This window comes from Oricola thermophila (genome assembly GCF_013358405.1).
Classification (GTDB): domain Bacteria; phylum Pseudomonadota; class Alphaproteobacteria; order Rhizobiales; family Rhizobiaceae; genus Oricola; species Oricola thermophila.
On the sequence record NZ_CP054836.1, the window covers coordinates 2046218 to 2065501 of the forward strand.

Below are 19284 nucleotides of genomic sequence, written 5' to 3' on the forward strand. Positions count from 1 at the left end.
ACCGGTCAGGCGCGCAGATCGACCGGCTTTGCCGCGTCCAGGCCAAGCGCCAACAAGGCCGCTCGCACGATGCCCGCCCTGTCGAGACCGGCGAGCTCGTACATGCGTTCCGGCTTCGCCTGATCCACGAAGGCATCGGGCATGACCAGCGGGCGAACCTTCAGGCCGCCGTCGAGCAAGCCGTTCTCCGCAAGGTACTGCAGGACATGACTGCCGAAACCGCCGACGGACCCCTCCTCGACAGTAATCAGCACCTCGTGCTCACGGGCCAGGCGCGAGACCAGTTCCCGGTCGAGCGGCTTGGCGAAACGCGCATCGGCCACGGTCGCGGGCAGGCCATAGCTTTCCAGCTCCTCCGCCGCCAGCAGGGCTTCCTTCAGCCGCGTGCCCAGCGAAAGGATCGCGATCTTGCTTCCCTCCCGCAATACGCGTCCCTTGCCGATTTCAAGCACCTCTCCCCGCTCCGGCAGTTCCACGCCGACACCCTCGCCGCGAGGATAGCGAAACGCTATCGGGCCCTCGTCGTAAGCCGCCGAGGTCCGCACCATGTGTTTCAGTTCCGCCTCGTCGGCCGCCGCCATGACGACAAAGCCGGGAAGACAGGCGAGAAACGCAACATCGAACGAACCCGCATGGGTCGCGCCGTCCGCTCCCACGAAACCGGCACGGTCGATCGGAAAGCGCACGGGCAGCTTCTGGATCGCCACGTCGTGGACCACCTGGTCGTAGGCGCGCTGCAGGAAGGTCGAATAGATCGCCGCATACGGCTTCATGCCGTCCGCCGCCATCCCGGCGGCAAACGTCACGGCATGCTGCTCGGCTATGCCGACGTCATAGGTGCGGTCGGGGAACTCCTTCTCGAAGATGTCGACGCCGGTACCCGACGGCATGGCCGCCGTGATCGCGACGATCCGATCGTCCTCGCGGCCTTCCTGCACGAGCGACTCTCCGAACACCTTGGTGTAGCTCGGAGCGTTGGGCTTCGGCTTTGCCTGGGCGCCGGTGATGACATCGAAGCGGCTGACGCCGTGGTACTTGTCCGCGGCCTGCTCGGCCGGCGCATAGCCCTTGCCCTTCTGCGTGACACAGTGGATCAGCACCGGACCGGACATGTTGTCGCGCACGTTGCGCAGGACCGCCAGCAATGTCGGCAGGTCATGGCCGTCGATCGGGCCGATATGGTAGAAACCGAGTTCCTCGAACAAGGTGCCGCCGGTGACATAGCCGCGGGCGTGCTCGACTGCACGGGTGATCGCGCGGTCCATGCGGCGCCCGAGATAGGCGGTCAGCCGCTTTCCAAGATCGCGGATTCCCATATAGGTGGAGCCCGAAGCGAGCCGCGCCAGATAGGCGCTCATTGCGCCGGTGGGCGGCGCGATGGACATGTCGTTGTCGTTCAGGATGACGATCTGGCGCGCATTCAGCGAGCCGGCATTGTTCATGGCCTCGTAGGCCATGCCCGCCGACATGGCGCCGTCCCCGATGACGGAAATCACGTGGCGCGGAATGTCCTGCAGGCGCGCGGCCTCGACCATTCCGAGACCGGCGGAAATGGATGTCGACGAATGGGCCGCGCCGAAGGGATCGAACTCGCTTTCCGTGCGCTTGGTGAACCCCGAAAGCCCCCCTTCCTGGCGCAAGGTGCGAATACGGTCGCGGCGCCCGGTCAGTATCTTGTGGGGATAGCACTGGTGGCCAACATCCCAGATCAGGCGATCATGCGGCGTCTGGAACACGTAATGGATCGCGATGGTCAGCTCGACGACGCCGAGGCCGGCACCGAGATGGCCGCCCGTGCGCGACACGGCATCGATCATCTCCGAACGCACCTCTTGCGCAAGGTCCGGCAGCAGCCTCTCTTCGAGATCGCGCAGGCGCGCGACATCGGTGATGCCGTCGAGAATGGGCGTATGCAGCGGAGAAGTACTCAATTCATCAGTCCGTGTTGACGCTCAGCCTTAGCCGATATGGTGCCCCGACGACAAGCGAGCCAGGCAACTTGCAGTGAAACTTGGCGGCAGAAAGGCCCATTTCAACTCGTGATTGCCCATCAGGCGAACAAGGCATCCTGGCGCGCGCGCAATTCGGCAATCAGGGATCCCTCTTTCGGCTTCGCATTTTCCCAGGTGAGCAATTCGCCCTTGGCTATCGGTTTCAGCGCGGTGCCGTTCTCTAGAAGCCCGCAGGGAATGGCACCGCTGCGCTTCGCATCCTCTGCGGTGAGCGTCCAGGAGCGATAGCAGTACTGACCGACCGCGTCGAGCGTCTCGCCCGCGGCAATATCGCGCTTGGCGACCGCGCAAACCTCGGCCACGCGGCGCGGCAGGGGCACCATGTCTCGCCTGCCGTGCAGGACGACCCGCGCCGCCGTCAGCGGCACTTCGAGCGAGGTCAGGTGGTAGGGACGGTGAAAGGTGAAGTAGGGTCCCTCGCCCATCTTGAGATCGGCCATGCGTTCGTGGATCCGCGGATGCTCCGCCTTCACGATGACGAACACGCCGGGAGAGACGCCCTTGCCGATGGAGTAGTCCACGCAGCCGGGCTTCGAAAGAACGCCGCCATCCTCCCGCGGAATCAGTACCGAGGAAAGCTGGTCAACGGTCGCGCGCGGTCCGTGCATGCCCGGCACGTCCGGAACCAGCCCCGTGGCGTTTGCGATCGCCGCCATCTCGACCATCGTCTTGGAACCGTCGACGAACTCGACCAGCATCCGGACATTCATGTTCCGCCGGTCGGCTTCCTCCTGATAGTCGTCGGGGACCGCGTCGAAGTTCAGGGGGTTGTTCTTACCCTTGCCGGCACAGACCACCGAATGGCCCATGGCGGTGACGAACTCGATAAGTTCCATGCATGACGACGGCTCGTCCCCGGCGCCGAGCGTGTAGATCACGCCGGCCTTGTCGGCCTCGTGCTTCAAGTACGGGCCGATGCAGACATCGCATTCGACATTCATCATGATGAGATGCTTGCCGTGGCGGATCGTCCGCATGCCGATATCCGCCCCCGCCTCGGGCACGCCCGTGGCGTCGATGACAACGTCAATCATGCCGTGCGAGAGCGCGAGATCCATGTCCTGCGTAACGGCGATCTTGCCGGCTTCCATCGCGGCGGACATCTGGTCGTGGGTGGATACTTCGCAGGTATGGCCCTTTTCGCCATAGGCCAGTTCCGCGCCCAGAGCCGCCCTGCCGGGCGTGCGTTCCACAACGGCGCCAACGCAGATGCCCTTCATCTGCGCCACCTGCGTGAAGATGTCGGTGCCCATCTCGCCCGTGCCGACAAGTCCGATACGGATCGGCTTGTCCGACAAGGCGCGCTCTTGCAGTTCCGCGGCAAGGCCGGTCAGGGCAACATTGGGGGGCGGTATCGGCATCGAATTCCAGAGTTCAGGCGCGGGACAATTCCGCCCGCGATTCCGCCCCCTTCTTCACCAAAGACGCCGGGAAAGCAACCGCGGATGCATGCGAGGCGCATCCGCGTCGCCCTTCCCGGCAATGCCTGTGGTCTTCCACATCAATGCGTCAGGCACATGATCCTGAGGCGGCGATTCTAGCGCATCCTCACAGATCGAGCGACTTGATCAGATCCGCGAGCTCGTCGCGCACATCCTCGTGTTTCAGAGCCAACATGATGTTGGCCTCCAGGAATCCGAACTTGGAACCGCAGTCATAGGTGCGTCCGTCGAACGCAATTCCGTAGAAGGGCTCCGACTTCATCATGGCCAGCATCGCATCGGTCAACTGGATCTCGCCGCCGGCGCCGGTAGCCTGGTTGGCCAGACGGTCCATGATGCCCGGCTGCAGGATGTAGCGACCGTTGATGTAGAGGTTGGACGGTGCCGTGCCGGGGGCCGGCTTCTCCACCATGTCGGTGATCTCGAAGGCCCTTCCCTTCTCCGGGCCGGTAGCAACGATGCCGTATTTGTGCGCAAGCTCCGGCGTCGTCTCCTGGACCGAGATGATGTTGCCGCCGACCTCGTCATAGGCGTCCATCATCTGCTTCAGGCAGCCCGGCTTGCCGTCCATCACCATATCCGGGAGCAGGACCGCGAACGGCTCGTCGCCGACAATGTCGCGAGCGCACCAGACAGCGTGACCGAGGCCAAGCGGTTTCTGTTGCCTGGTGAAGCTGACCTGCCCGGCGCCGGGCGTTTCCCTGTCAAGCCGCTCTGCTGCAGCGTCCTTGCCTCTTTGCCGCAGGGTTGCGTCCAGTTCGTACTGATAGTCGAAATGGTCCTCGATCAGGACCTTCCCCCGCCCCGTCACGAAGATGACATGCTCGATACCGGCCTCGAATGCTTCGTCGACACAATATTGCACAACGGGCCGGTCCACGACGGGCAGCATCTCCTTGGGAAGCGCCTTCGTTGCCGGTAGGAACCGTGTTCCCAGTCCAGCGACGGGTATTACGGCTTTGCGAACGGGTTTGGCCATGTCGGTCGGATGCCTCCTGTGGTTGTGAGCGGGATTACCTTACGGCATGGAGTTTTCGCGCCGCAACATACAAACAAATGACGAAAGACGTAAGCTCCACGGAAAAGCCCGCCCGGGCCGGTCCCTTTTACTGGTGGACACGTTACGAAACAGGCAACCATCGGGTTGTTCGCGTGGCGCCGATGCCTAAATAGTCGCCGGCATCCATCATTCTCCCTTCCGCGGGTGCCCCAATGACCGATTTCCCCATCCAGGATCTCATGCAGATAACGCGCCAGGCCGGCGACACGGCCATGGCGATCTATTCGCGCAAACATGACGTCGCGATCAAGGAAGACAACAGCCCGGTGACGGAAGCGGACCTCGCGGTGGACAACCTGCTCTTTCCCGCCCTGACCGAACGATATCCGGAAATACCCGTCGTCACCGAAGAACGCGCGGCTACCCAGAGCATCGAACCGGGCCGCGGACGCTTCTTCCTCGTGGATCCGATCGACGGCACGAAGGAATTCATCAACAAGACCGGCGAATTCACGATCAACATTGCGCTGATCGAGGACGGCCATCCCGTCGCCGGCATCGTTCATGCCCCGGCAGCGGGCAGGATGTTCGTCGGCACGTCGAGCGGCGGCGCCTACGAGATCGACGAGGATGGCACATCACGCGAGATCCGGGTCCGCGCTTGCGAGGCGAATCTGACTGCGGTCGCGAGCCGTTCGCACATGACGGAAGACACGGAACTGTTCATTTCGGAAAATAAAATCGGCAATTGCGTCAATGCGGGATCGTCACTGAAATTTTGTCTTGTAGCCGCCGGAGAAGCGGACATTTATCCCCGTTTCGGACCGACGATGGAATGGGATACTGCCGCCGGACACGCCGTTCTGTCAGCTGCCGGCGGCCGGGTTTTGACATGCGACGGCTCGCCGCTTAGCTACGGCAAACCGAAGTTCAGAAACCCCTATTTCATAGCCGCATCGCCCACAGCACGATACACCATCCCGGTCACCATAAAGAGCATCTGAGTGTGTCCCGCCGCAGATGCGGTGCGGTATCGATCTCACGGAGCAACTCCCGCATGACAACCCTCACCCATCTTCAAAGGCTGGAAGCGGAGAGCATCCACATCATGCGCGAGGTTGTCGCCGAGGCCGACAATCCCGTGATGCTCTACTCCATCGGCAAGGATTCGGCCGTCATGCTGCACCTGGCGCTGAAGGCCTTCTATCCGTCAAAACCACCATTCCCGCTGATGCATGTCGACACGACCTGGAAGTTCCGTGACATGATCGCGTTCAGGGACCGGATCGCGGCGAAGCACGGCCTCGAACTGATCGTGCATGTCAACGAGGACGGCGTACGGCAGGGTATCGGTCCGTTCACTCACGGTTCTGCCGTGCATACCGACGTCATGAAGACGCAGGCGCTCAAGCAGGCGCTCGACAAGCACAAGTTCGACGTCGCGTTCGGGGGAGCCCGGCGAGACGAGGAAAAGTCGCGCGCCAAGGAGCGCATATTCTCCTTCCGCACCGCGGAGCACAGGTGGGACCCGAAGAACCAGCGCCCGGAGCTGTGGCGTCTCTTCAACGCGCGGAAGAACAAGGGCGAATCGATCCGGGTGTTCCCGCTGTCGAACTGGACCGAACTCGACATCTGGCAGTACATCCACCTGGAAGGGATCGACATCGTGCCGCTCTATTTCGCCGCCAAGAGGCCGGTCGTCGAGCGAGACGGCGTGCTCATCATGGTTGACGACGATCGCATGGAGCTGCTGCCCGGCGAAACCGTGCAGGAAAAGATGGTCCGGTTCCGCACGCTCGGCTGCTACCCGCTGACCGGCGGCATCGAGAGCGATGCCTCGACACTACCCGAAATCATACAGGAGATGCTCCTGACCACGACCTCGGAACGGCAGGGACGCGTCATAGACCACGACCAGGCCGCCTCGATGGAGAAGAAGAAGCAGGAAGGCTATTTCTGATGGCGCACAAATCCGACCTCATCGCCTCAGACATCGAAGCATACCTGAAGTCACAGGAAGAAAAGTCCCTGCTGCGCTTCATCACCTGCGGCAGCGTCGACGACGGCAAGTCGACGTTGATCGGCCGCCTGCTCTATGAATCGAAGCTGATCTTCGAGGACCAGTTGTCCGCGCTCGAAGCCGACTCGAAGAAGATGGGCACACAGGGCGACCGTATCGATTTCGCCCTCCTCGTGGACGGCCTCGCATCGGAGCGCGAACAGGGCATCACGATCGACGTCGCCTACCGCTTCTTCTCGACGGAGAAACGCAAGTTCATCGTGGCGGACACGCCCGGACACGAGCAGTACACGCGCAACATGGCAACCGGCGCGTCGACCGCCGACCTGGCCATCATCCTGATCGATGCGCGAAAGGGCATCCTCACGCAAACGAGGCGTCACTCGTTCATCGTGTCACGGCTCGGCATCGAGAATGTCGTGCTCGCGGTCAACAAGATGGATCTCGTCGGCTACTCGCAGCAGGTCTTTTCCGACATCGAGATCGCTTATCGCGCATTCGCGCGCGAGCTCGGCGGGATAGAGCACATCACCGCGATACCCATTTCCGCGCTCGAAGGCGACAATGTCGTCGAGCACGGCGAGGCCATGGGCTGGTACACGGGACCAACCCTGCTCGAGCACCTTGAAACCGTCGGCGTGCGCGACGCCGCGCAAAGCAAGCCGTTCCGCATGCCCGTGCAGTGGGTCAACCGGCCCAATCTCGATTTCCGCGGATTCTCCGGCTTCGTCACGTCCGGCGTCATCCGCCCGGGCGACCGCATCAAGGTGCTGCCCTCCGCGAAGGAAAGCACGATCAAGCGCATCGTCACCATGGACGGGGATCTCGACGAGGCCGTCGCAGGCCAGTCCGTGACATTGACGCTGGAAGACGAGATCGACATCTCGCGCGGAGACATGATCTGCGCGGCCGGCGACCCGACCGAGGTCGCGACCCAGTTCGAGACGACCATTCTGTGGATGGCCGACGAGCCGATGTTCCCGGGCCGCCCCTATATCCTGAAGATCGGCACGACCACGGTGAACGCCACGATCACCAGGCCCAAGTACCGGATCGACGTCAACACGCTGGCCCATGAAGCCGCGCACGAGCTCGATCTGAACGAGGTCGGCGTCTGCAACATTTCGGTGGACCGCGCGATTCCGTTCGATGCCTACAACGACAACCGGGATACCGGCGGGTTCATTCTCATCGACAAGATCACGAACTCCACCGTCGGCATGGGAATGATCCATTTCGCACTGCGCCGATCGTCCAACGTGCACTGGCAGGCGCTTGACGTGGACCGGACCACCCGGGCCGCAATAAAGGGACAGAAGCCGATCGTGCTCTGGTTCACCGGCCTGTCCGGCTCCGGCAAGTCGACGATCGCCAACATCGTCGACCGCAAGCTGATCGCGCGCGGCGCGCACACGACGATCCTGGACGGTGACAACGTGCGCCACGGGCTGAACAAGGATCTCGGCTTCACCGACGCGGACCGGGTGGAAAACATCCGCAGGGTGGCGGAAGTCGCGAAGCTGATGACCGACGCCGGCCTCATCACCCTCGTGTCCTTCATCTCGCCGTTCCGGGCGGAGCGCCGTATGGCGCGCGAACTGATGGGCGAGAACGAGTTCAAGGTGGTCCATGTCGACACGCCGCTGGAAGTGGCGGAACAGAGAGACGTCAAGGGTCTCTACAAGAAGGCGCGCGACGGGAAGATCAAGAACTTCACCGGAATCGATTCGCCTTACGAGCGGCCCGAGAATGCGGCCATCACGATCGACACGACAAAGACCTCTCCCGAGGAGGCGGCAGACGTGATCATCAGTCACCTGGAGGATTGGGGCGTCATCGCCCGGGAATAGCCGACAGGCGCCGGACGCGAGGCCGCCCCTGTCAGGCCAGCTTCCCGGGGGTGGCCGAGGACGCTATCACGACCAGAAGCGTCACGAACGCAGCATCCATGAGGTCATGTTCGAACATGATCCCGGCCGTTCCGCTCACGGCATAGCAGATCGTGACGATCATCCCCGCGGCAAGGCGCGGCGACCAAGAAGCGTCGCGGGGCGCCATGAGGGATAGCCATACGGGTGCGGTCAGCATGACGAGCAGGACGACAAGGCCCGCGACACCCGCGTCCACGACAGCGGCGAGATACGCATTGTGGGGATGGGTAAAGCGGACGAGATGGCGGTACTGCTCGGGGACGTGAGCGCGCACGGCTTCCATGCGGTCCGCGACGCCATAGCCGGCGAGCGGCGCGTGCCGTATCGCCTCCCACGCACCGCGATACAACAGAATGCGCAGGCCCAGGGATGAATCGTAGTTCCGGGCCTCCTCCATCTGCGCAATGTCTTCGCCAACCGCGCGCACGCGGTCCAGCACCATGTCGGCCCCCGCAAAGAGGCCGATCGACATGACCACCATCGCGGCCGCAGCCCCGGACAGGACGACGCGGCGGGGCAATGCGTGGGCCGCCGCCCACATGACGACCATCGAGAGAAACGGCAAGGCCAGCCACATGGTGCGCCGGCCGGAGACAACGACGCAGAATACCATCGCGAAAAATGCGAGCACGCCCAGCCAACGTCGCCGTTTCGAGGATGCCATCACGTTCAGGGTTCCGATGGAACCGAACAGCGCCGCCATGGCGGCAAAGACGTTCGCATTGCCGCAGAACAATTCCGGACGGCCATTGACGAGCAGCATCTCGACGGCCGAGGCCGGCGCCGCGACGACGACGGAAAATCCGGCCCCGAGAACGAACATGTCGAAAAGCGCCCGGCCGTCGGAAATCCGCGCTCGCAAGAGGTAGAAGACGGGGGCAAAGAAGATCAGCAGTCCCGGCCAGTGGCGCGCGCCTTCCAGCCCCGAATGGTAGACGGTGAAGCCGAGCTTCACGCCGCCATAGGCCGCACTCGCCGCCACGCAGCCAATGGCGACGCGGCCCAGCCGGAACGGGTATCTTCCGGCGGCCGTCGAGATGACGTTCCAGACGAAGGCGGCCCAGAGCAGGACAGAGAGTGCGCTGCCGAAGATCGGCGCGACGAACCCGGCAAGAACCCCCCAGATCCGGTCATTGCGCTTGATGCCGTTCATTCCGCGCAGCGATCCGAAGATCCTGCGCGGATCAAATTCCAGCGGCGCGCTCAACATCGGCGCATTTCCGGAGGCGAGTTTCTCTCGAGTGTCATTGCGTAGTTTGCCCCACCAACAGTCTTCCGGCGCCCCAGGCCGACCGGATTGCGCCAATGGCCGACGCCCCTTCTAGCGACCGGACAATTTCGCCGCCGACGCGAGCGGTATGACCCGCGAGTCCCGCCCGTCGAGATGCGCTCGGTTCAACCGCGCCGTTTCCTCGAGCAGGAAGCTCCGCAATTCGGTCTCATCCTTCTCCTCCAGCCCCTTGCGGAGACCGGAGAGGATGTCGTCTATCCCGAGATGGGCGTTCGTCAGCCGCTTGGCCATCATGATCTTCGGATGGCGCGTCGGGATCGTCGAGCCGGTATCGTACCATAGCTCCTCATGCAGCTTCTCGCCCGGACGGAGCCCGATGATCTCGATCTCTATGTCGCCGTCCGGATTGGCCTCATCCCTGACCCGCCGTCCGGACAGCGCGATCATGTCGCGCGCCAGCTCGTAGATCGAGATCGGCTCGCCCATGTCGAGAAGGAAGGTCTCGCCTCCCCTGGACAGCGCCGCCGACTGGACGATCAGTTCGACCGCCTCCGAAATCGCCATGAAATACCGCGTCACGTGGCGATCGGTAACCGTGACCGGTCCGCCCGCCTCGATCTGCCGGGTAAAGAGAGGGATCACCGAGCCGCTGGAACCGATGACGTTGCCGAAGCGAACGGCGAGAAAATCCTGGCCGGTTCCCTTTTCCTCGGCCTCGTCGGCATAGCGGCGGACGATCAGCTCGCCCATGCGCTTGGTCGCGCCCATGACGCTGGTCGGGTTCACGGCCTTGTCGGTCGAGATGAAAACGAACTTGTCGACACCGCTTTCGAACGCGACCCTGGCCACGACCTCGGTTCCGAAAATGTTGTTGCGAATGCCTTCGCGAACATTCTGCTCGACCAAGTGAACATGCTTGTACGCGGCCGCATGAAAGACAACGTCTATCCTGTTCTGCTCCATCAGACGACGGACGAAGCGCTCGTTGACGACGGATCCCAACTGCCGATGCACGGGATAGCACTGACCGGCATTGGTCAGGGTCCGCGACACCTCGAACAGGGCATACTCGCTGCTGTCCACAAGGATGACCTCGCGCGGGCCGTTCGCATCCACCAGACGGGCGAGCTGCGAACCGATCGAGCCGCCCGCGCCCGTTATCAGGATACGCCGGCCACGGATGACGCTCTCGATCAGTGACTGGTCCGGCGGTATCATCGAGCGGCCGATGAGTTCGCTGATATCGAGCTTTTCCAGCGACGAGGCATCAAACCGTCCGGTATTCGTGCCGGACGACCTGTAGGGAAGCGCGCGAACCGTTACCGGCAACCGCGAAAGCTGGGCGGCGATCTTGAGTTTCGTCGAACTCGATGCGGCCGGGATGCTCAGGATGATTTCCTCGATCCCGAGATTGGTGACAACGCCTTCAAGCTGTTTCGGCGAGTAGACACGAATGCCACCGATGTCGCGTCCGTGCATCTCGCGATCGTCGTCGACAAAACCCAGCACGTTGGCTTCCTCGGCGTCCGCGAGCGCGCGGGCTAGCTGCGTTCCGGTCTTTCCGGCACCATAGATCAAGGTGCGCCGCAGATTTCTTTTTGCAGGCGCGTGCAGCAAGAGCCACTTCGCCGTGAAACGGCTGAGCGAAACGGTCACGAATGCCAGCATGCCGTAAAGGAACGGAATCGTGCGCGGCACACCGTCACCGCCATAGCTGCCGGTAAAGAACGCGACCGCGGTCCAGACCAGCGTCGCCAGCACGACGGCCCGAAAAATGGTCAGCAGAGCCCTTTCGGGGAGATAACGCAGCACCGCCCGATACAGGCCCAGGCGGACAAATACCGGTATGGCAATGACCGGCGCAACGACGATCATCGTGATCTGGTTCAGGTTGAACTGGTGACCGAATCCGAGCCGAAGAAGATACGCACAGGCGGCAGCTCCCATCAGTATCACCACGTCGAGAAGCACCTGGAGGAGCTGCTTCTCGCGGCGGGACATGCGGTTGGCCGTCCGTTCCAGCCTTTTCAGGAAGTCAATGCTCGTCATCCTCGCAACACACTTTCCGGAACAATGCCACAGATCCGCGATGCCCAGGACTCGCGCGGACACCACACAGTATTCATTATCAACCCGGAGCGCGCATCACATATTTTCTGTCAGTCGGTATCCGAGTTTGCACAGCATTCAAGCATCCAGACAGCTACATGACGCCACGGAATGCAGCAATGCCAAGAAATGCCGAAGCGCCTGCTCCGCACGGCGCAGCAATCAGCCTGCAAATCCTTGCATGGAAATGTGAAGTGGCTGGGGCGGCTGGATTCGAACCAGCGAATGGCGGTACCAAAAACCGCTGCCTTACCGCTTGGCTACGCCCCAACGAGATGTCCCCGGCCATCTAGCAAAGCAGTCGGCAGGGGGCAACGGCAAATTTGCCGCGGGAAGCGACGGACGCCGATCCGTCCACACGCTACTTCTTCCAGGCGACCCGGGGGAAAATCCGTTTCTCGTCGATGTTGTTCTTGTACTTGAGAACGAGTTCGATCATCCCGGCGATCACATCGTCGGTCAAATAGTGGGGCTTCAGGCCCAGATCGAGCAGACCGGTGTGGGCCGGATTGTAGTAGTGCTCTTCCATCTCCTTGCGCGGATTGTCGATCGACTTGACCGCGACGGAGAGGCCCATGCCGTCACCAACAGCCTTGATCCGCTCGGCAAGCTGATTGACCGAAAAGGTCTCGACGAACTGGTTGAAGATGTTGAGCTTGCCCGGCTCCGGCGGATTGGCCGCCGCCAACTGGATGCATTGCAGCGTATCGCGGATATCCAGGTACCCGCGAACCTGTCCGCCTTTCCCGTAAACGGTCAGCGGCACGCCCGCCACCGCCTGGACCATGAACCGGTTCACGACCGTGCCGAAGATGTCGTCATAATTGAAGAACGAATAGAGCTGGTGGTTGCCCGACGTTTCGCTGGTCTCCAATCCGTAGACGGGTCCCTGCATCAGGTCGGTGGCGCGCAACCCGAAGGTGCGGACGTAGAACCAGATCAGGTCGGTGTCGAGCACCTTTGTCGTGTGGTAGAGGCTACCCGCCTGACGGGGAAACAGGAACCGATCCTTCCGCCCCTTGTGTTCGATGTCGATCCAGCCCTCCTCGATATCGATGTTCGGCGTACCGTATTCGCCCATCGTACCGAGCTTGATGATGTGGCAATCCGGCTTGTGCTTCAGCACGGCCTGGATCAGGTTGAAGGTGACGTTCAGATTGTTGTTCAGCGTCAGGCGCGCCTCGTCGAAGCCACGCATGGAATAGGGTGCCGAAGGCTGTTCGGCGTAATGGACAACCGCATCAGGAAGAAACTCTTCGAAGAGCGCGGAGAACGCTTCGAAATCGTTGAGATCGACTTCGCGCGCGTCAATGTCGTATCCGGTCTCCGCCTTGAACAGCTTCGCCCGCTCAAGAAGATCGGGCACTTCGAACAAGGGCAGCGAATCCGTCTCGCGCGAGCATTCCCGCCTCAGATAGTTGTCCACCGCCAGGACCTCGTGGCCTTCCGCGGCGAACCGCATAGACGTAGGCCAGCCGAGATAGCCGTCACCGCCCATAATCAAAATGCGCATGGGAAAATTCCAATATCTGTCTGGGTTGAACTATCCGCCAGGAAACGCGCCCGGCCGACGGATGTCGGCCGCGCGGCGCCATTGCGTCCTAGCCGGCAACCGCACGCGTCGCCGGGTATTCCAGGATTGCCGCCTCGTCGGATGCGGTGGCGGAAGCCTTCAATCGGCGGGCCTCATCCAGAACGCCCAAGTCATGCAGGAAAGCGCGCAATTCATCCTTGGTCAGGCACGGCTCCTTGTGGGAATTGTAGACCTTGGTCATGCGGCGCCCCTCGGACTCATAGGAACTGTAGTCGATGTAACCGTAGATGTTCCGGAAGGCCGGAAGAACAACGATCATGTCGTTCCAAAGCCAGGAACGGGCGATTTCCTCTTCGTTGGTCAACTCCTCGTAGAGCTTTTCTCCCGGCCTGGCGCCGATGATCTTGACCGCGTCCCCTGGAGCCTTCTCGCCCAGTGGCGAGAGCTCCTCGACCAGTACCTCTGCAAGGTCACCGATCCGCACCGACGGCATCAGGGTTACGAAAACCTCGCCGCCGCGCATGTGAAGCATCGATTCGATGACCAGTTTCACCGACTCCTCGATCGACATCATGAAACGCGTCATGTCCGGGTCGGTCACGGTGAGCGGCCGGTTGTTCGCGATCTGGTCGAGGAAGCGAGGAATGACGGAACCGTTCGACATCGCGACGTTGCCGAACCGGGTCGAAGCGAAACGCGTGGACTGCGTCTGCGACACCATGTTGTTGGCTGCGGTAATCATCCGCTCGCCGACGAATTTCGTCGCCCCCATGAGGTTCGTCGAATTGACCGCCTTGTCGGAACTCGTGAACAGCACGCGCTCGACATTGCAGCGCAACGCGGCATTGATGACCGCTTCCACTCCGCGAACATTGGTCTCTATCGCGGCGCTCGGATGACGCTCGCAAAACGGCACGTGCTTGAGCGCCGCGGCATGGAAAACATAATCGACGTCCTGGAAGTGCCGGATCAAATGATCCTCGTTGCACACATCGACCAGATAGAAACCGACCTGCGGCGTCTCGATCTCGTTTTCAAGCTGCCAGAGGGCCGATTCCGAATTGTCCAGCGCCCTGACCTCGCGAACTCCCAGCGCAAGCAATTGCCGCGTGATCTCGGATCCGACCGTACCGCCGGCCCCGGTAACCACGCAGCATTTGCCTGCGAAAAAATCTGACTTGGAATTCATGTTCGTTCCCTGCCCTCCGGATTGCTACGGAATGGCATCCAATTTGAGCCGTACTATAGTCCATATCCGCGATACGATTCCCGGATCACGGCCGTTGCCTGATGTCGTATCGCGTTTCAAAGTACAAGTCAGGCCCTAAAATGCTGGACTTGAAGTCACACCTTTTTGCACGCAGACACATATTTTCTGCCATTTTCGAAGCGAATCAAACGCCTTTGCGTTATTGCGTCACCGAAACCGGAAGCATTCTGCGCGCGAGATGTCGGACCGGATCCCGAATTCCGGACCCGGTTCACAGTCATGGCGCCAATATCCTCCATTCACGATTCACCGGATGGACAAGCCGGGAAGGAACGACGGGCCGGGACGAGACCAGCCCACACTCCATGCGGGGGAAAATTCGCTTGACTTCATCGGAAGCCGCGCAGAGGAGTCTGCCGTGATCAAAGACATCCAATTTCTTGTTGCCCTTTTCGCGGACGCGCGAAGACAAGCTCCGCGACTGGTGCTGCGGACCCAGTTCTTTCAATTGGCCAGCGCGTTCTGGACCTCCGTCATCAGCATCATCGCGTTCACCACATTCTACGTGCTCGAGAAGGGAACCCTCTCCGTCCTCGGCCACACCTACGAGATCGAGGCCACCAACTTCGTGCTCGTCACAATGTTCATCGCACTCGGCATATGCCTGTGCGCACAATCGGTATTTTTCTATCTGGAAAATTCGTCGTTGAACCGGCTTTGCCGCGTCTACGAGGAAAAGAACGTCGCGAGGGCAATAAGGCGGATCCGATCGATCGGCGTCAGCGACCTGGCCGAAATGCCGGGCCGGCTCGATCGCCCCTCGGCGTTGCGCGCCATGCAGACAGACGCCCGCTTCGCGGCGAACACGCAACGTGTCCTCCAACGGGCGCCAGTGCCGATAGTAATGATGCTGTTCGGCGTCGCGGTTCTCGCCCGCATCAACCCGACCGCCCTGATCGCGGTGCTCCTGTTTACGCTCGCAGCCGCTGTTCCGTTTGTCATACTCAGCAGAAGGGCTTCCGTAATATCGCACAATTTCGAGCGATCGGCCGCCCGCCTGACGCAAACGAAACGCTCGTGGCTCGACAAAATCATACTCGAGAGCGGGCATTCCGCCGACCAAGAGGATGAAGACGACGACGCACATTTCCGCGAACTCGCCTCGCACACCTCGATGCGCGAATTCATGTCGCTGTTCGAGGAACGCGTGAACATCCTGAGCCAGTCCACCGCGATCGGCGGCCTCATATCGAGCGTTGCGGTCGCCATCGTGACAGGTATCTTCGCCTGGGAGGCGCTAAACGGGATGATGCCGTGGAGCTTCGTCATCCTGCATTTCGCGTCGCTCCAGTTCATTTTCCGGGCCGTGAGCCGAACGACCGGTCTTGCCGTTTCGGCCAACAGGTTCCGTACCCAGATCCAGCGCTATTTCGACTTCACGCTGGGCGGGATGCCTCCCATGTTCGGAAAACCCGCCCCGAAAACAGCATCCAAGCCGAGTGTCCCGGCGAAGCTGCCCGTCAAAATCCACCTGCCGGATGCCAAGAGCAAGAGGAAAACGTTCACGATAGCCCCCGGTCGGCGAAGCTTTGTCATCGCCAACTCATTGATGGACCGCTTCGAAGTCTACCGGTTCGTTCTTTCGTTGGGCTACAACGACAATCCGACGCTTCACTTTCTCAATCGCCCTCATTTCGTGACGATCGAACATATCGACGATGCGGTTCCGTCTGAGGACGACCTATCCGAACCGGACCGATCGACCGCGGATCCCGACATCAAGGAGATAATCGGGGAAGATGGCCAGCCGGACAGCAGGACGGCACGCTTCATCCACCTGGTACTGACCGAGGCGGCAGCCAGTACCGGGGTGATCTTCATCGACCAGAGGGCCATGGTGCTGCTGGATGCGGCACAGGTCGATCGGCTTCTCAAACGCCTCGAGAAGCTTCACGTTTTCTTCTATGCGACAAGAACCGTCCAGCGGACCAAGTCTTGGGGCGTGCAGGAAGCCCTGCTTTTCGACGGCACCAGCATCAGGGCACTCGGTTCGGTATCCTACATCCTCAAGAACAGAATCGAGTTCCTGAAATCGGAGGAAACGGAGACGGACCCGAAAGCGGCAGCGATGGGAACCGGCGACGATGACCTGGTCGACTTGTAGGACACCCGCCAGGGAATCCGCCCTCACGCAAAGCCAGCATCACCGAAAAGGCGCGACGGCCTACCGGACATGCCGGAAACGCAGAAACATGCCGATTGTCGCACGAACAACTTGAAAACGACACGAATCGCTGGCACAGGGCGTTAGCGCTTCCGGGCTCCGCACCCCCCTCCTCGCCAACGGCATTCCGCAAACAAAGAAGAGCCATGATTCCCTTTATCGATCTCGCAAGCCAATACCAGCGCATCAAGGAAACCTGCAACGCGAACATCCAGGCAGTGCTCGACGGCGGCCAGTACATTCTCGGTCCGAGCGTCGAGAAGCTGGAGCGAGAGCTTGCCGATTATTGCGGGGCGAAACACGTCATATCCGTGTCAAGCGGAACCGACGCCATCTTCATGCCGCTCCTGGCGATGGATCTGGGGCCCGAAGACGCGGTCTTCCTTCCGAGCTTCACCTACACGTCCACGGCGGAAGCCGTGCTGCTGGCACGCGCGACGCCGGTCTTCGTGGACGTGGACCCGGCGACGTTCAACATCGATTGCGACCACCTGCGCCAGACGATCGCAGACGTGCGGCGCGAGGGACGGCTGAAGCCACGTGCCATCATCACGGTCGATCTCTTTGGCCAGCCCGCCGACTACGAGACCATCAACACGATTGCCGAGGAAGAAAACCTGTTCGTCATCGCCGACGCAGCGCAGGCATTCGGCGGCGCCAGCGGAGACCGCAAAATCGGTTCCCTGACCCATTGCACCGCCACGAGTTTCTATCCATCCAAACCCCTCGGGTGCTATGGCGACGGCGGCGCGATATTTACCGATGACGACGGGCTTAACGACATCCTGCGTTCCGTGCGCAGCCACGGCAAGGGCACCCACAAATACGACGTCGTACGCGTTGGCGTAAACGGGCGGCTGGATGCCATACAAGCGGCCGTTCTGTCGGCAAAGCTGGAAGTATTCGACGACGAGCTCGATGCCCGCGAGCGCGTTGCGCGTATCTATGACGACCGGCTCAAGGATGTCGTGGCGGTTCCGGCGCGGGTGCCGAATTCGAGGTCGGCATGGGCGCAATACACGATAAAGACAGATGACCGCGACAACCTCCAGGCAAGCGCCAAGGCAGCCGGCGTCCCGACGATGATCTTCTATCCGCGACCGATGCACCTGCAGCCGGCCTACGAGAAGTACGGCAACGGCGAGGGTTCGCTGCCGGTCAGCGAGATGCTCGGCGGACAGGTTCTCAGCCTGCCGATGAACCCCTACCTGTCCGACGAGACGGTGCACGCGATCTGCGACGCGATCTGCGGCCACTTCTCCGGCGGGCGGGCGGCCTAGCCCCCGCAAGACAGGGAAGAACGCGAAGAAGGGCGGCATCGGCGCCGCGCAGCAAGCGGAACGTGATGAAGCGCAAGTCGGCACTGATCGTGACCCTCAGCCATGTTCCCGCGGACGGCAGGGCCCTGCGCTTCGCGGAAACCTTCGGCGCGGCGGGCTACGACGTTCACACCGCCGGTCTCGCCAGCTACGCCATCGCGCCGCCAAGCAACGACCGCATCGCCGCGACCATGGTGGAGGTGCCCTCGATGCAGAAGCCGCGCCAGCTGCGCCGCCTGTGGCTCGCCGGCGCGCTGGCCACCTCCCGCCTCGTCCCGCCGCTGCGCCGCGCCGCCTACTGGGCGATGCCGGAAAGGGCCATCCTGCTCGGCAGGATCCGCGCGCACGCGCAGCGCAGGGGCCTGCGCTTCGACGTGGTCGTGGCAAAGCACTGGAGCGCGGGGCCCATCGCCATGGCGATGGCGCGCGAGCATGGCGCGAAACTCATCTACGATGCGAACGAGCTCGGTTTCGCGGAACACGAGGACAACAAGCACTGGCAGCTGCTGGCGGCGAAACATGTGCGCGCCGTCGAGGAGACGGTCGTGCGGCGGGCCGACGCCATGACGACGATCGGCCAGATGATCGCGGAGGAATATGCGCGCGAATACGGGCTGGAGCGCGTTCCGGTCGTGGTGCGCAACATCATCGACACGCCGCCGCAGCCCTACCGGGCGCCGGGCACCCCCCTCGCCTTCGTCTATGTCGGACTCGCCGTGCCGCAGCGCAACCTGGAAGCCGTCATCGACAGCACCGCCGACTGGGAACCCGGCCGCAAGCTGTTCCTGCACCTCACCGGCGAGCCGGGCTACATCGCCACGCTGCGCGCCCGCGCCGCGCGGCCGGAAACGGCCGGCAGGGTCGAGTTCCGCGACCCTGTGCCGGCCGTCGAGCTGCCGGAAACGCTGGCGCAATACGATGTCGGGCTGATACCCTTCACCGCCACGTCGCGCCAGAAGCGCTTCGCCGAGCCGAACAAGCTCTACCAGTACGTGTCGGCGGGCCTCGCGGTCGCCTCGACGCCGCTCGAGCAGATCGCCCGGCACATCGACGAGCACGGCTTCGGCGCCTGCGCCCCGGGGGAAGAGCCGGCCGAGATCGCGGCGCTCGTCAACGGCCTGTCGGCAGACGCCATAGCGACCATGAAGCGCAACAGCGCGGAAGCGGCAAAGACATTCACCTGGAAGCGGGAATCGGACAAGTTGCGGTCCGTGATCGCGGAACTCGAACACTGAATGCAGGGGGCCCGGAT

At 62.0% G+C, this 19284-nt stretch carries 13 protein-coding genes and 1 tRNA gene; 6 read left to right on the plus strand and 8 right to left on the minus strand.

The features are described from left to right. Positions 1 to 5: 5 nt before the first annotated feature. The 3 genes from dxs to galU all read right to left on the minus strand — a co-directional run bounded on the left by dxs (position 6) and on the right by galU (position 4433). The gene (dxs, locus tag HTY61_RS10015; protein WP_246272774.1) at positions 6 to 1931 is read right to left on the minus strand and encodes a 1-deoxy-D-xylulose-5-phosphate synthase; all 1926 of its coding nucleotides are present in this window, start codon (positions 1929 to 1931) and stop codon (positions 6 to 8) included. 119 nt (positions 1932 to 2050) lie between these two features. Continuing rightward, the gene (locus HTY61_RS10020; protein WP_175276655.1) at positions 2051 to 3373 is read right to left on the minus strand and encodes an NAD(P)H-dependent oxidoreductase; all 1323 of its coding nucleotides are present in this window, start codon (positions 3371 to 3373) and stop codon (positions 2051 to 2053) included. A 187-nt stretch (positions 3374 to 3560) separates the two neighbouring features. Beyond that, entirely contained in the window at positions 3561 to 4433 is an 873-nt protein-coding gene (gene galU / locus HTY61_RS10025) for a UTP--glucose-1-phosphate uridylyltransferase GalU (RefSeq protein ID WP_175276656.1), read from the minus strand. Positions 4434 to 4666: 233 nt separating this feature from the next. Between galU and cysQ the strand changes: the two genes are divergently transcribed. Genes cysQ through cysN form a run of 3 tightly spaced genes read left to right on the plus strand, consistent with a single transcriptional unit; the run spans position 4667 to position 8324 of the window. Continuing rightward, positions 4667 to 5458, plus strand: a complete 792-nt coding sequence (cysQ, locus tag HTY61_RS10030; RefSeq protein WP_175276657.1) for a 3'(2'),5'-bisphosphate nucleotidase CysQ — start codon at positions 4667 to 4669, stop codon at positions 5456 to 5458. A 53-nt stretch (positions 5459 to 5511) separates the two neighbouring features. Continuing rightward, complete coding sequence (cysD, locus tag HTY61_RS10035) at positions 5512 to 6414, plus strand: sulfate adenylyltransferase subunit CysD (protein ID WP_175276658.1); 903 nt, start codon at positions 5512 to 5514, stop codon at positions 6412 to 6414. Continuing rightward, a complete protein-coding gene (gene cysN / locus HTY61_RS10040) occupies positions 6414 to 8324 on the plus strand; it encodes a sulfate adenylyltransferase subunit CysN (protein ID WP_175276659.1) in 1911 nt (636 codons plus the stop codon). Before cysD ends, cysN begins: the two co-directional genes overlap by 1 nt. Positions 8325 to 8355: 31 nt before the next feature. On the opposite strand, the gene HTY61_RS10045 is transcribed toward cysN, so the two are convergent. The 5 genes from HTY61_RS10045 to HTY61_RS10065 form a co-directional block, all read right to left on the minus strand. After that, positions 8356 to 9615: an O-antigen ligase family protein gene (locus HTY61_RS10045; protein ID WP_175276660.1), complete on the minus strand. Its 1260-nt coding sequence runs from the start codon at positions 9613 to 9615 to the stop codon at positions 8356 to 8358. Positions 9616 to 9726: 111 nt separating this feature from the next. Then, on the minus strand, positions 9727 to 11685 hold the full coding sequence (locus tag HTY61_RS10050; protein WP_175276661.1) for a polysaccharide biosynthesis protein: 1959 nt from the start codon (positions 11683 to 11685) through the stop codon (positions 9727 to 9729). A gap of 255 nt (positions 11686 to 11940) precedes the next feature. Next, a tRNA-Gln gene (locus HTY61_RS10055) sits at positions 11941 to 12015 on the minus strand. A 91-nt stretch (positions 12016 to 12106) separates the two neighbouring features. Further along, positions 12107 to 13258 (minus strand): NAD-dependent epimerase/dehydratase family protein, encoded by a 1152-nt coding sequence (locus HTY61_RS10060; protein WP_175276662.1) that lies wholly within the window; start codon positions 13256 to 13258, stop codon positions 12107 to 12109. Positions 13259 to 13346: 88 nt separating this feature from the next. Next, positions 13347 to 14468 (minus strand): polysaccharide biosynthesis protein, encoded by a 1122-nt coding sequence (locus HTY61_RS10065; RefSeq protein ID WP_175276663.1) that lies wholly within the window; start codon positions 14466 to 14468, stop codon positions 13347 to 13349. A 439-nt stretch (positions 14469 to 14907) separates the two neighbouring features. Here HTY61_RS10065 and HTY61_RS10070 point away from each other — a divergent pair, with 439 nt between their 5' ends. The 3 genes from HTY61_RS10070 (at position 14908) to HTY61_RS10080 (ending at position 19267) form a co-directional block, all read left to right on the plus strand. Then, a complete protein-coding gene (locus HTY61_RS10070) occupies positions 14908 to 16653 on the plus strand; it encodes an ABC transporter ATP-binding protein (protein ID WP_175276664.1) in 1746 nt (581 codons plus the stop codon). Positions 16654 to 16862: 209 nt separating this feature from the next. After that, positions 16863 to 17993, plus strand: a complete 1131-nt coding sequence (locus HTY61_RS10075; protein WP_175278507.1) for a DegT/DnrJ/EryC1/StrS family aminotransferase — start codon at positions 16863 to 16865, stop codon at positions 17991 to 17993. A gap of 65 nt (positions 17994 to 18058) precedes the next feature. Beyond that, positions 18059 to 19267 carry a glycosyltransferase gene (locus HTY61_RS10080; RefSeq protein ID WP_175276665.1) on the plus strand — a complete coding sequence of 403 codons (1209 nt, stop codon included), beginning with the start codon at positions 18059 to 18061 and terminating at the stop codon, positions 19265 to 19267. Positions 19268 to 19284: the final 17 nt, after the last annotated feature.

Excerpts from the sequence above, each read along its gene's own strand:
- HTY61_RS10065 (WP_175276663.1), bottom strand. The coding sequence starts at position 14,468 with ATGAATTCCAAGTCAGATTTTTTCGCAGGCAAATGCTGCGTGGTTACC.
- HTY61_RS10045 (WP_175276660.1), bottom strand. The coding sequence starts at position 9,615 with ATGTTGAGCGCGCCGCTGGAATTTGATCCGCGCAGGATCTTCGGATCG.
- cysQ (WP_175276657.1), top strand. The coding sequence starts at position 4,667 with ATGACCGATTTCCCCATCCAGGATCTCATGCAGATAACGCGCCAGGCC.
- cysD (WP_175276658.1), top strand. The coding sequence starts at position 5,512 with ATGACAACCCTCACCCATCTTCAAAGGCTGGAAGCGGAGAGCATCCAC.
- galU (WP_175276656.1), bottom strand. The coding sequence starts at position 4,433 with ATGGCCAAACCCGTTCGCAAAGCCGTAATACCCGTCGCTGGACTGGGA.
- HTY61_RS10080 (WP_175276665.1), top strand. The coding sequence starts at position 18,059 with ATGAAGCGCAAGTCGGCACTGATCGTGACCCTCAGCCATGTTCCCGCG.
- HTY61_RS10050 (WP_175276661.1), bottom strand. The coding sequence starts at position 11,685 with ATGACGAGCATTGACTTCCTGAAAAGGCTGGAACGGACGGCCAACCGC.
- cysN (WP_175276659.1), top strand. The coding sequence starts at position 6,414 with ATGGCGCACAAATCCGACCTCATCGCCTCAGACATCGAAGCATACCTG.
- HTY61_RS10020 (WP_175276655.1), bottom strand. The coding sequence starts at position 3,373 with ATGCCGATACCGCCCCCCAATGTTGCCCTGACCGGCCTTGCCGCGGAA.
- HTY61_RS10060 (WP_175276662.1), bottom strand. The coding sequence starts at position 13,258 with ATGCGCATTTTGATTATGGGCGGTGACGGCTATCTCGGCTGGCCTACG.